Here is a 13844-nt window from a genome sequence, read left to right on the forward strand (position 1 = left end):
GAGCGCCGACTCCTCCGCGTCGTCGGCCCCGACCGCGCCGTCGACGCCGGCCCCCTCGGCGAGCACCGCCACGTCCCCGCAGGCGGGGGCACCGCGACGTCGCCATCGGACAAGAAGGCGTCTCAAGTCTCCAACGAGGTCATCCAGCTCTCCGCGGCTCTCGCACGAGCCATCCACACCGACAGCCTCGTGGCTCTGCCATGGGGCGACTCCGACACCGCGGCCCTGGCGCACCTGCAGCAGACGAGCCTCATCGAGACCGCCGCACGGCGCACCCAGGAGTCGGCCATCGTCAAGGTGGGGGCCCCGACGTCGGTGTCCTGGTTGGCCTCCAGCGTCGCGGACGCCACCACGGTCAATGCGCTGGCGCAGCCGGATTCGACCATCATCGCCTCACCGGAGTCCTTGCCTCCGCCCGACGACCTCACCTACACCCCCTCCGGTCTGGGCGCCTCCGGGGACCACGCGGTCCTGATCCCGGAGCAGTCCCTGTCGGGGACGCTCACCGGTGAGGACGCCAAACCCACTGCCTCCGATCAGGGCACCCCGACCACCCAGAGCGCCCAGGCCACCGCGCTCGACACCCGCCAGCTGCTGCGCAGCGACAGTGCCATCCTGGCCCGCCAGGCCCCGGCGCTGGAGCGGGACATCGTCGTGGCGATGCCCCGCCAGGCCGCCTCCGCCGTGCAGTCATCGGTCGTGCGTGAGCGGGTGGCCGCCCTGCGCTCAGGCCCCTGGACCCAGTCCCAGTCTCTGTCCGCCCTCCAGGAGCGCGCCCAGCAGGAGGTCTCGGCCGTGGCCGAGGGCACCTCTCGGATCGATCGCTCCGAGACGCCGGAGACGGTGATCGACACCAACGAGCTGTCCGCCGACACCCTCGCCGCCGCCGGCCGTACCTCCGCGACCCTGCAGTCGATCTCCTCAGTGCTTTCCGAGCCGGCCGCCCTGTTGGGCGACTACACCAGCCTGGAGGCGGTGGTCTCCTCAGCGTCCTGGCGCTCGGACCCCAAGACCCGCAGCGCCCAGATCCCCAATGCCGAGGCGGCCGGCGCCGGCGTCACCTCATCGCTGGCCGCGGTGCCGTCGTCGACCATCAACGTCATCAGCTCCGAGGCCCAGCTGCCGGTACGCATCACCTCCTCCCTGAACCAGGACGTGACGGTTCAGGTCTACCTGGTCTCGAACAACAAGCGACTCCGGGTCCCGCGCACCACCACCGTGCGGGTCCCGGCCCACCAGCAGGCCAAGGTCACAGTGCCGATCCAGGCGGTCGGCTCCGGCGACGTCGCCCTGACGGTGCAGGTGCTCGCCGCCGACGGCGCCACCGTGGGCACCCCCACCACCGTCAACATGCGCGTGCGCGCCGACTGGGAGGGACGCGGCACCGGAGTCATCGTCGGGGTCCTGGTCGCCATCGTGGTGACCGGTACGGTGAGGACAGTACGACGAGGCCGCCGCACCTCAGTGGCCGCGGCTGCACAGGAGACGGCATGAGCATCATCAAGCGTGTACGGATCGGGCGATCCTCCTCCCAGGGGCGCAGCCAGGCCTCCCTGGCGCGCTCCTCGGCCGTCATGGCCTCGGGGACCCTGGTCTCCCGCATTCTGGGCATGGTGCGCAACGCCCTGATCGTCATGGCGCTGGGCGCCACCGGGTCGGGGGCCGCCGACGCCTTCAACACGGCCAACAACCTGCCCACCTACCTGTACAACATGATGATCGGCGGGATCCTCAACGCGATCCTGGTGCCGCAGATCGTTCAGGCGCTGCGACGGCGCAACGGCGAGGAGGTCGTCAACCGCCTCCTGACCGCCGCGGCCACGCTCATGCTGGCGGTCACGTGCATCGCGACTGCGGCCGCGCCCCTCATCTTCACCCTCAACGCCAACTCCTTGGCCCAGGGGCAGTGGCGAGCGCTGTCCTTCGCCTTCGCGTTCTGGTTCATGCCGCAGGTCTTCTTCTACGGCCTGTACGCCCTGTGGGGGCAGGTGCTCAACGCCCGCTCGAGCTTCGGGCCCTACATGTGGTCGCCGGTGCTCAACAACATCATCTCGATCGCCTCGATCCTGTTCTACCTCCATATCTACGGCCGCTACACCACCGGTGAAGGCGCAGAGGTCTGGGACTGGGGCCGGATCACCCTCATCGGGGCGACGACGACCCTGGGCATCGCGGTCCAGGCGCTGATCCTCTACATCCCCCTGGTGCGCTCCGGGTTCCGGCCGCGCATCATCTTCGGGGTGCGGGGCCTGGGGCTGGGCAAGACCGTCAAGGTGGCCCTGTGGGCGCTGGCCGGGGTGGGCGTGGCCAGTCTGAGCAACTGGATCACCTCCAACCTGGGCTCCTACGCGGTCACGGCCTCCGAGCAGCCCGAGTACGCGAACGTCATCGTGCCCTCCACGACCATGTGGCTCAACGCCTACCTGGTGTACATGCTGCCCCAGTCACTCGTGGTCACCTCCATCATCACGGCCCTGTTCACCCGGATGAGTGAGAAGGCCGCGGCCGGGGACGCGGCCGGCGTGCGCGAGGACCTCTCCTTGGGGCTGCGCTCGGCGGGCGTCTTCACGGTGCTGGCCACCGCGGGCATCTGCGTCCTGGCCGTCCCGGCCCTGCAGCTCTTCACCCCCTCGATCTCCCTGCCCGAGGCCCAGGCCAGCGCCCCCATGCTCATCGCTCTGGCACTGGGCATCGTCCCGCAGGGGATCTGGTTCGGGACCCAGCGGGTGATGCTGGCCTACTCCGATACCAAGCGGCTGCTGCTGGCCGACGTCGTCGTCGGCGTCATCCCCGTGATCCTGTGCGTCCTGGCCTACTTCGTCGCCCCGGCCAACCACTGGATGACCTGGGCCGGCGCGGCCAACACGATCAGCCAGATCGGGGGCTGCGTGGTGGTCATCCCCATGATGCGCTCCCACCTGCCCAGCCTCGACGGCCGCAAGATCGTCACCACCCACCTGCGTCTCATCATGGCGGTGGCGCCCGCGGTCGTCGTCGGGATCCTGCTCAACACGATGCTCGGTGACATCGACGCCGACTCCTCCCTGGCCAACATGACCGCGGCACTCGGACACATCGCCGTGGTCGCCACCGTCATGTCACTCATCTACCTGCTGATGGGGCGCATTGTCCGGATCGAGGAGATCACAGTCGCCTTCCGGCCCTTCTCGCGGATCCTGTCCACGCTCGGTCAGCGTCTGCCCGGCGCCCCCGGGCGAGCGGTCCTGGCGGCTGCGGCCTGGTTGTCACCGGCGCAGCCGCAGACCCAGGCAACCGCTCAGATGGCGGCCGTCCAGACGCCTGCACCCCCGCCGCCACCGGCTCAGGCGGCCTCAGGCCCCTCCGGTCTTTCAACGGGGACGACGGCGCATGGTGCTGTTGGCTACACCTCCGGGGGTGCTCAAGCGATTCCGCCCGCACCGCCGCCGCCTGCTCAGGCCCAGGCCCACTCCTGGGGACAGCCGGGTCAAATGGGGTCTCAGCCCGCGGGCGGCCACCCCTCTCAGGCCGTGGCGGGCCACCCTCACAACGGGCAGCCCGTCCAGCGTCTCGCACCGCCGCCCCCGGCACCCTCGCAGGCCGCGGCCGCACCTCCGCCCCCGAGCGCCGATGCCGCAGCCGGCTCCTCCCACCACTGGCCCACCCCGGGGCAGGTACCAGCCAACGCACCCGGGAGTATCCCGCCGTCGCTGCCGGCCAGTATTCCCCCGTCGCGGGGGGCCACAGGACGCTCCGCCGCCCACCCGTCACACAGCTCTGCCCACACCGGCCACATCACCCCGGTCTGGAGCCCGCGGACAGTTACGATGGGGTCAACTGGTTCAGAGGGACAACCATCCCAAGGAAGGAGACGCATGTCGGAGGCGACGCCGATCGGCAGTGGTCGCTACGGGCTCCTGGGAACGCTGTCCACCACCCTGCCGCGTATTGTCAGGCACCGTGGCGTCGACACGATCCTGGATCGAGACGTCACGATCCTGGTTCTCACCGACGCGACGCTTCATCGCGACAACGTCCTGGAGTCGGCCAGCAGGGCGGTGCTGGTCGAGGACCAGCGTCTCCAGCAGGTCTATGACGTCGAGCGCGCCGAGCCCTCCGTCATCGTCACCGAGCCGCTGACCGGACGGACCTTCTCCTCGTTAGTCTCCCGGGGCATGCCCCCGGCGCAGGCGCGCGCCATCATCGGTGAGACCGCGCAGGCGCTCGACGCCGGTGCTCGCCGGGGACTGCACCACCTCAACCTGTCGCCGGAGTCCATCCGCGTTCTTCCCGACGGAACGGTGAAGGTCAGTGGCCTGGGCATTGAGGCCGCAGCCCTCGATCTGGAGAGCCGGGTCGCCGGCCATGACCCGTCGGCCGCTGACCGTGCCGACGCCCGCTCCCTGGTGGAGATCCTCTACTACGGTCTGACCGGCCGGTGGCCGGGCAAGCGCCCCGGTATTCCCTCCGCACCTCGACTGGGCGGCGTCCCGGTCAAGCCCTCCACGCTCGTGCCGGGAATCGACCCGATCCTGGATGATCTGTGCGAACGCACCTGGAGCAGCCAGCCCCCCATTTCCGCTGCTGAGGTGGCGCGCTCACTGGGCACCTGGGACCAGGTGGCCGGCTACCACGACTCCGGGCCGGCGCAGCGCCCCTCGTCCCAGCACCCCTCGTCGAGCGGCGGCGCCACTGGTGGCGGTGCCGCAGGTGCCTCGGCCGCCGTCAGTGCCGCGGGAGCCGGTGTCGCCAACGCGGCGCGCGGAGTCCTGGACCGGCTGCGGCGCAGCGGTGCGGGCAAGAGCACCACGGTCAGCGCACCGGCGGGCCAGACGGCACCTGCACCGGTTCAGCCGGAACCGGCACCGTCCGTGCCCGCCGCCTCCGACGCGCCTGCCGAGCAGACCTCCGTCATCGAGGCGGCCTCGACTGCCACAGCACCGGTCACGCAGGCCCCTGATCCGCAGCAGCCCGAGTCGGCGGCCGCGCAGAAGCAGTCCACCGACGACGTCTACGTCCAGGTCACCGGGCCGACGAACCCGATCCCGAACGTCCTGTCGACCGCCTCCGAGACTGTTCCCGGGCCGGCCCCGGTCCCGGCCGAGCCCTTCACCGGCAGCTTCCCGGCCTTCGATGACGACGAGGATGAGGAGGTCGACCCCGAGGCCGCTCGCCGCGAGCAGCGCACGACCAGCTCGGTCCTGGTCACCTTCTTCCTCATGGTCATCGTCTTGCTCGTGGTGGCCAGCTACATCGTGTACCAGACGATCGGCATCCCCTTCGCGGACAAGGACCGCGCGGCCGCTGACACCGTCCCCTCGGCCAGTGCCCAGGAGAACGGCGGCGGCGGACAGCAGCCCGCGCCCCAGCCGGCTGAGGCCAAGCCCGAGATCGCCGGTGTCAACGTGGTCAACAACCCGAGCACGCAGCAGGCCAACAACCAGCAGTACCTCGCTGACGGGGACACGAGCCACGCCTGGTTCTCCCACAACAGCAGCAGTCAAGAGCTGCTCCAGCCGATCGACATCGAGATCAAGCTCAAGAGCCGCGCCAAGGTCTCTGAGATCGACTTGCAGGGAACCAACGAGGGCGGGCATCTTGAGATCCGCGCCACGGACCTCAGCAACGCGGGCGGCGGTACGGTCCTCGCCGAGGGCGCCTTCACCTCGGGAAGCACCACCTTCAAGGTCGACAACCCCCAGGAGGTCGACACCATCGTCATCAGGGTGACCCAGCTGCCCAAGAACAGTGATCCGACCGAGTTCCCCTACAAGGCAACAGTGACTGAGGTCACAATCAAATAAGACCTTCCCTGGGAACAGGCCGTACTGGTAACCAGTTACCTCAGGTAGCCGCGCACTGCGGCCCCCTATCCGCTCGTCAGGAGAGTCATGATTCACGACGTCGTCATCGTCGGCTCCGGTCCCGCCGGCTACACAGCTGCCATCTACGCGGCCCGCGCCCAGCTCAATCCGGTCATCCTGGCCGGTTCGGTGACTGCCGGCGGTGCCCTGATGAACACCACCGAGGTGGAGAACTACCCCGGCTTCGTCACGGGCATCATGGGCCCTGAGCTCATGACCCAGATGCAGGAGCAGGCCGAGCGCTTCGGTGCCGACATCCGCTACGAGGACGTCACCGCCCTCGAGCTGGAGGGCGACGTCAAGCGCATCACCACCTCTGACGGCGTCTACGAGGCCCGTACCGTCATCATCTCCACCGGCTCGGAGTACCGGCACCTGGGCATCGACGGGGAGGAGCGCCTCTCCGGCCACGGCGTGTCCTACTGCGCCACCTGCGACGGGTTCTTCTTCAAGGACCAGGACATCGTCGTCGTCGGTGGTGGGGACTCGGCCATGGAGGAGGCCACCTTCCTGACCCGCTTCGCCCGCTCCGTGACGGTGGTCCACCGCCGCGACGAGCTGCGCGCCTCGGCCGTCATGGCCAAGCGCGCCCAGGAGGACCCGAAGATCTCCTTCGCCTGGAACTCGCGAGTCGTCGAGCTCGACGGTGAGGACTCGCTGACCGGCGTCACCCTGGAGGACACCGTCACCGGGGAGCGCCGCCAGCTCGAGGCCACAGGTCTGTTCGTCGCCATCGGACAGGTGCCGCGCAGTGAACTCGTCACCGATGTCCTCGACCTCGACGAGGCCGGCTACATCAAGGTCGAAGCGCCTTCTCAGCGCACCCGCATCCCCGGGGTCTTCGCCTGCGGTGACGTCGCCGACCCCACCTACCAGCAGGCGATCACGGCGGCCGGGTCCGGCTGCCGAGCGGCCCTGGACGCCGAGCACTACCTGACCACTCTGCAGGCCTGAGGGCCGGCTGCCTCCACTCAGCACAGGGACGAGCCGGCACCGCCGACGTCGCATCGCCGGCCCCGTCCCATCCTGACTCACCCACCCACAACGTTCGAGGAGAACAATCATGTCCGAGGCTCTCGCCGTCACCGACGCCACCTTCGAGGAGGAGGTCCTCAAGTCCGAGGTGCCCGTCGTCATCGACTTCTGGGCCCAGTGGTGCGGCCCCTGCCGCCAGATGGCGCCGATCGTGGACGAGGTCGCCGCCGACTTCGGTGACAAGGTCAAGTTCGTCAAGGTCGATGTGGACGCCAACCCGGCCACGGCCCGCTCCTACGGCGTGCGTTCCATCCCGACCTTCGCGGTGGTGCGCGACGGCGAGGTCTTCCACCAGTTCGCCGGCTCGCGCCCCAAGGCCTCCTTCAAGGCCGAGGTGGAGAAGGTCCTGGCCTGAGCCCGGGCCCTCCGCCCTGTCTTCTGACTCTCACGCATCGGTCCCGCCGTGCTGCCCCCTCGCGGGCGTCTCGGTGGGGCCGATGTCCTGTCCCGACGGTTGTCTGATGTCTGGTTCCGTCGTCAAGCGGGCCGTCACCTCAGCTGGCAGATCATCGGACAGCTCATCTGACACAGCATCTGACACCGCACCTGTCACCCGCCGTCATAGCCCCGTAGAATCGCACCGGATTCGCACGCGGCACCAGGTCATGCGACACGGCAAGAAGGCGGCACATGCAGCACACCCAATACATCTCCACCCGTGGCCAGATGACGGCAGCGGGGTTCACGGACGTTCTTGTGGCGGGCCTGGCGCCCGACGGTGGCCTGGCGGTTCCCAGCCAACTGCCAGCCCTGAGCCCCGAGCAGATCGAGGCCTGGAGGCCCTTGGGCTACGCCGACCTGGCCACGGAAGTCATCGGCCTGTTCGCCACCGACATTCCCCGGGAGGACCTGGCCGAGCTGACCCAGGCCGCCTATGGCCCGCAGCGGTTCCCGCAGCCGGTCGTCCCTGTCACTGGGCTTGACGAGGTCGCCGACGGCCTGACCCTCGTGGGCCTGTCCGAGGGACCGACGATGGCCTTCAAGGACCTAGCCATGCAGTTCCTGGGGCAGGCGATTCCCTATGTGCTGGCCAAGCACGGACAGGTGCTCAACATTCTGGGCGCCACTTCCGGCGATACCGGTTCGGCGGCCGAGCACGCCTTCAGGGGGCAGGAGGGCGTCAGCGTCTTCATGCTCTCGCCGGCCGGGCGTATGAGTCCGGTGCAGCGCGCCCAGATGTACACCCTCCAGGACGCCAACATCCACAACATCGCGGTGCGCGGTGTCTTCGACGACTGCCAGGCGCTGGTCAAGGCGTTGAGCAACGATGCGGAGTTCAAGGCCGCTCATCACCTGGGCGCCGTCAACTCCATCAACATCGGCCGGATCGCCGCGCAGGCCGTCTACTACGTGTGGTCCTGGCTGCGGGTCACCGACGCGGTGGAGGAGGGGCGCCGCGCCGGCTACCGGGTCGATGTCTGCGTGCCTTCGGGCAACTTCGGCAATATCTACGCCGGCTTCCTGGCCCGGTCCATGGGGGTGCCGATCCGTCGTCTCATCCTGGCCACCAATGAGAACAACGTACTCGAGGAGTTCTTCACCACCGGCATCTACCGGCCCCGTTCCGCGGAGGACACCCTGGCCACCTCCAGCCCCTCCATGGACATCTCCAAGGCCTCCAACCTGGAGCGCTTCATCTGGGCGCTGCTGGGCCCCGAGGTCTTCGTGCAGCGCTGGGCCGAGCTGGAGGCCACCGGCACGCTCGACCTGCGCGATCAGCTCCCGCGCCTGCGCGAGGAGTTCGGCTTCGTCGCCGGCACGTCCACGCACGCCGACCGGCTGGAGGCCATCCGCAGCGTCAAGGAGCGCTCCGGCCGGCTCATCGACCCGCACACCGCCGACGGCGTGACGGTCGCTCTGCGCGTCATGGAGCCCGGTTTCCCCACACTCGTCATGGAGACCGCCAAGGCCGCGAAGTTCCCGCAGACGGTGGCCGAGGCGCTCGGGAGCGAACCGGAGACCCCCGACGTCGTCGCTGATCTGCTTGCCCGGCCCCAGAAGGTCGAGACGATCGACAACGAGGAGGCTCCTCTGCGCGCCCTCATCGAGGAGCGGGCCCTGACCCGCTGACCGAGGTCGGCCCGTAGGGCTACTGACACATCACCGCGCCGCGCATCGCACCCACGATGCGCGGCGCGTCCTTGTCCGGTGCGCGCGCCGTCCCAGCGATGAGGTGAGGAGCGTGTTTCACGTGAAACACCACGGAATACTCCTGCCCCAGCCGACTGCTGAGCACGGCTGGGTCCGTGGCAGACTTAGGGCCACGGACGCATCAGTGGCGACCAAGGAAGGACCGCAGGTGAGTGAGAGCAGTAACCAGGTGAAGGGCAACCGACTCGACCCGTGGCTGGACAGCTATGCGGCACGAGCCCACGGACTGCGTGCCTCGGAGACGCGGTCCCTGTTCGCCGTCGCCTCCCGACCCGAGGTCGTCTCCCTGGCCGGCGGCATGCCCAACCTCAAGGACCTCCCGCTGGAGCGTCTGGCCGAGGCCACTGCACGGATGATCCGCGAGGACGGCGGCCGGGCGCTGCAGTACGGGAACGGGCAGGGACTGCCGAGGCTGCGAGAGCAGATCACCGAGGTCATGGCCCTGGAGGGGATCAGGGCCGATCCCGAGGACGTCATCGTCACCACCGGCTCTCAGCAGGCCGTCGACATCATCACCGAGCTCTTCGTCGACCCCGGCGACGTCGTGCTGACCGAGGCGCCCACCTACGTCGGCTCACTGTCGATCTTCGCGACCTACCAGGCCGATGTGCAGCAGGTGCCCATTGATGCCGGGGGCGTCGTCCCGGAGGCGCTGGAGGAGACGATCGTCCGCCTCGAACGCGAAGGACGCCGTATTAAGTTCTTCTACTGCCTCCCCAACTTCCACAACCCCGCCGGAGTGACCCTCGCCGAGGAGCGCCGTGGACAGGTCGTTGAGATCTGCCGACGCCACCACATCCTCATCGTGGAGGACAATCCCTACGGTCTTCTGGGCTTCGAGGGGCAGACTTACACCGCGCTCAAGACCCTCGCGCCCGACGACGTCGTCTACCTGGGTTCTTTCTCCAAGATCTTCGCCCCGGGTTACCGCGTGGGCTGGGCGGTAGCCCCGCCGGCCGTGCGGGAGAAGATGAAGCTGGCCTCCGAGGCGGCGATCCTGTGCCCGTCGTCGGTGGGTCAGTTCTCGATCTCCATGTACCTGGAGCAGTTCGACTGGAAGCAGCAGATTGTGGACTTCCGGGCCATGTACCAGGAGCGGCGCGACGCCATGGTCTCGGCGCTGGAGGAGTTCCTGCCCATGTGCCACTGGAACGTGCCCGACGGTGGCTTCTACGTGTGGGTACGGCTTCCCAAGGGTCTCGACGCCAAGGACATGCTGCCGCGCGCGGTCACGAGCCTGGTCGCCTACGTCTCCGGGACGGCCTTCTACGCCGGCGGCAGGGCGGGGCAGGACCACCTGCGACTGTCCTTCTGCTACCCCGAGCCCGCCGAGATCCGTGAAGGGGTGCGCCGGCTCTCGGGCGTCGTGACCCGCGATCTCGAGCTGCTGAGCCTGTTCGGGCCCACCCACAGTCCCCATCCGTCCGAGGGCGTCCACGCGCCCGCACCCGACCAGATCTGAGGTTGACGATGAACCAGTCTCCACTCCGTATCGCTGTCCTCGCCGGCGGATTGAGCCATGAGCGCGACATCTCCTTGCGCTCGGGGCATCGTGTCGCCCAGGTGCTCAAGCACCTCGGGCACACCGTCCTCGTCCTGGACATCGACGCACGCACCATTGGATCGCTCAAGACTTTCGGGCCCGACGTCGTGTGGCCCTTGGTTCACGGCGGCCCCGGGGAGGACGGAGGACTTCAGAACGTCCTCATCTCCCTAGGACTGCCGTATGTCGGCACGCACTCCGACGGCTGCCAGCGGGCCTCATTCAAGCCGACCGCCAAGGCGAGTGTCCGCACCGGAGGAGTGATTACTCCTGATTCATTGACGCTTCCACAGTCCTATTTCAGTCAACTGGGGGCCCAGGAAGTTCTCACCGTCGTGGCGGGTCATTTGGGCCTGCCAGTGGTGGTGAAGCCGCATCAGGGAGGCTCCGGCCTTGGTGTCTCCTACGCATCGACGGCGGACGAACTGCGCTCCGCGATGGTGGCGTGCTTCGCCTACGACGAGCGCGCCCTCATCGAGCGCTACGTCGCCGGGACGGAGCTGGCGGTCTCCGTCGTCGACACGGGAGAGGGGCCACGTGCACTTCCCCCTGTTGAGGTCGTCACCGACGGGCAGTATGACTTCGATGCACGGTACAACCCGGGCCGTTCGGAGTACTTCGTGCCGGCTCGGCTGGATGAGGCGGTCATCGAGAAGGTGAAGAAGACGGCAATCACGGTTCACACCACTCTCGGGCTGGGCAATCTCTCGCGCACCGACCTCATTCTCGATGACGAGGCGACTCCGTGGTTCATCGACGTCAACGTCATTCCGGGAATGACGGAGACCTCCCTGCTGCCCATTGCCGCAGAGGCCGAGGGCTCCTTGGACGACCTGTATGACGCGTTGGTGAGGAACCCGCTGGTTCATCCGTAACGCCGGCTCGGTTTCACGTGAAACGGTGGCTCCACTCCTATTGAGTGGAGCCACCACTGTATTCATTGAACATTTCTCAGGGCGTCAAGCGGATATCGCCATCGGCCCCTCCTTCTCGACGACGCTCCATCACGAGTAACCGGAGGGCCTGCGGTTTCACGTGAAACCGGATGCGGTGTGCGTGTGTCATCGCCCTGGTGAGACACGTCTGCCGTACGGTGGTCGAGGCACGCTGCTCTCGGAACGAGGGCAGGGGCTAGCGCTACTCGGACCGGCCTCGATATCCCGTCAGAACGATCAGTGCTGGCATCGTAACGGGAGGCAGAGCATCGGGACATTCGGAACCCTCAGCGTTTCACGTGAAACCTGCTTATGAGCTTCCCGCCTCTCGTGCTGATGAGGGGGTTGACGGTTCCTTCGTTTGAGGAGGGGCGCGCTATGAACGCAAGGCGCTACCGCCCTCGTTGATGTGCTTCGAGCGCAGCGCACGGCAAACAATACTGCCCGGCGCGTCATAGGTATGGACGTCATCGCCCATACACAAGCGCCAGCACATCGGGACATGGAGCGCGCACGCTCAACGCAGCGCGATCATGTTTCACGTGAAACCAGGCGTGGGCTGTGCCCACCGACCACATCAGCATGTCTCAGCCACGTCCACCGGGTACGCACCCTACTCCCATTCACTATCTCATCGTGTGCCGCTGAGAGATGCTGGTGGCGTCAGATGCTCGGGACGCATCCGGTCTAGCCAGCGTTTCGATAAGACGGGCCGCACGGCTGCTACGGGGAGACACGAGAGTGGGCGGCCTCAGACGAGCAGGACACGAATCGGCTCTCATCGTCAACATGGGGCAATGCCACCGGCAAGGTCGACGCAGGGACACATGGAATTCACTCTGCCACCCACGACCCACTACCGATACTGCGTCCCTTTGTTTCACGTGAAACCTGCCGTCGGCTGCAGCCTCACTCAACTCTGCACATACGTGCGTCAGCTTCACGACGGGAGAGGGGCTCGATGCCGAACTGAAACGGTGGCCACCTATCGGGGTGCGTCCCGGCTCAACCTGACACCCAACGGTTCGCATAAAGGGAAGTCATCCCCGGGGTAGGGGTACTCCAAGCCAGCAGGTGCCGCGTCAGGATGGATCAGATTCGGATGGAGAACGCTTATGCCCACCACAGCCCCGGATCAACACTGGCGCACTATGCTCTCTGTACCGTTTGGGTACATTGCTTGTAGCCGACGACGATTGCCGTTCTCTACCCCTCCTGCCCTGATAGTGGGTGGCCGAACCAGCGAGGAATCCCTGCCGGGTAGGTGGGGAGGGGTGTCGAAGGCCCCGGAGATTCCTGTATCTGCCAATGAAGCCTGACGAACGAGCTCAACACCGATGGCCTCCGGTATCTGGAGCGGCCACTCCGCCTCTCCCGCGCGTCCGGTCGATCAGCAGGCCCACGATACCCTTCACGCCCTCTCATCGATCACCACGTATTCCAGACTGCCGTTCTGAAACGGAGCGCTCCGCGTACCCTGTTGATCTCGCGGTTTCACGTGAAACATGCTGCGCATTGCGTTGGTATAGCGTCAGCACAGTCAGGGCTCCGCTGTACCGTCTCCTCCGTCATCCTCATGCGCCGATGCGGAGGCGGATGCATTCACAATCCGAGTGAAGGAGTCAAGCCACCTGCTGCATGGCTCCGCGCCGAACACCGACGCCCGGCGCATGCGATCAGGTGCACGACAGGCTTCTATTCTTCGCGTCGGAACGCGCGCGGGACTCTCGCGTCGTACTCATCGCTCGGGGAGGGACGGGACGGTACCTCCCCCGGGGGAGGCCCGCGCATCCCGTTCCCGCACACCAGGATGAACCCTGGGAGCATTGACGTGACGCCGCTGGCCCAATCAGAACGAGAGCTCTTTTCAGCGACTTACGGCGGTTTCACGTGAAACCGGCTCACAGCCCCCAGGACGTGCACACAATATCTGCCCCTTCAGTCCGGCGGCGCACGTCGTGACTATCGGATTCGCTGTGCTTCCCCAATGCACGGCACTCGATCAGCACCTGCCAAAGCAGCCGTATCTTCCACACTCTTCCATCTCAGCACAACGCCTTCCATCCCATCGGACGCGACGTACTCGACGGCCGACCTCCAGTATCCACATAGCAGCGGCGTCCGGCTCGTCCTCCCGTGCTACGGCACATGACGGGTCTACCTCCGGGAAAGAGAGCCCATCAGTCATCAACGCCATCCGGTAACTTGAAGTCACGGACCTCAGTGCTCAGTTCCGTCTGCAGAGTCTTATGGAACGCTCCCGGCGGAGTCCTCGCCATTGGTTTCACGTGAAACCAGCCCCAGCCCCGAGAAACGGCTGCCATGCCGCCCACGCCA

7 protein-coding genes are annotated in these 13844 nt (G+C 67.1%); all 7 read left to right on the forward strand.

The features are described from left to right. Positions 1 to 189 precede the first annotated feature (189 nt). The 7 genes from HMPREF9058_RS13840 to HMPREF9058_RS08165 all read left to right on the forward strand — a co-directional run bounded on the left by HMPREF9058_RS13840 (position 190) and on the right by HMPREF9058_RS08165 (position 11447). On the forward strand, positions 190 to 1494 hold the full coding sequence (locus HMPREF9058_RS13840) for a DUF6049 family protein (RefSeq protein ID WP_254654108.1): 1305 nt from the start codon (positions 190 to 192) through the stop codon (positions 1492 to 1494). Then, positions 1491 to 5783 carry a lipid II flippase MurJ gene (locus HMPREF9058_RS08140; RefSeq protein WP_009406803.1) on the forward strand — a complete coding sequence of 1431 codons (4293 nt, stop codon included), beginning with the start codon at positions 1491 to 1493 and terminating at the stop codon, positions 5781 to 5783. The genes HMPREF9058_RS13840 and HMPREF9058_RS08140 overlap by 4 nt, the downstream gene beginning before the upstream one ends. 87 nt (positions 5784 to 5870) lie before the next feature. After that, positions 5871 to 6797 carry a thioredoxin-disulfide reductase gene (trxB, locus tag HMPREF9058_RS08145; RefSeq protein ID WP_009406790.1) on the forward strand — a complete coding sequence of 309 codons (927 nt, stop codon included), beginning with the start codon at positions 5871 to 5873 and terminating at the stop codon, positions 6795 to 6797. A 109-nt stretch (positions 6798 to 6906) separates the two neighbouring features. Continuing rightward, complete coding sequence (trxA, locus tag HMPREF9058_RS08150; RefSeq protein WP_003788529.1) at positions 6907 to 7233, forward strand: thioredoxin; 327 nt, start codon at positions 6907 to 6909, stop codon at positions 7231 to 7233. 275 nt (positions 7234 to 7508) lie between these two features. Further along, a complete protein-coding gene (gene thrC / locus HMPREF9058_RS08155; protein WP_009406718.1) occupies positions 7509 to 8948 on the forward strand; it encodes a threonine synthase in 1440 nt (479 codons plus the stop codon). Positions 8949 to 9177: 229 nt separating this feature from the next. Beyond that, a complete protein-coding gene (locus HMPREF9058_RS08160) occupies positions 9178 to 10491 on the forward strand; it encodes a PLP-dependent aminotransferase family protein (RefSeq protein ID WP_043538007.1) in 1314 nt (437 codons plus the stop codon). Between the two features lie 8 nt (positions 10492 to 10499). Then, positions 10500 to 11447, forward strand: coding sequence for an ATP-grasp domain-containing protein (locus HMPREF9058_RS08165; protein WP_009406777.1), 948 nt, complete (start codon positions 10500 to 10502; stop codon positions 11445 to 11447). The last annotated feature ends 2397 nt before the right edge of the window (positions 11448 to 13844 follow it).

Origin of the sequence: Actinomyces sp. oral taxon 175 str. F0384 (assembly GCF_000223355.1) — a bacterium.
Lineage (GTDB): Bacteria > Actinomycetota > Actinomycetes > Actinomycetales > Actinomycetaceae > Actinomyces > Actinomyces oris.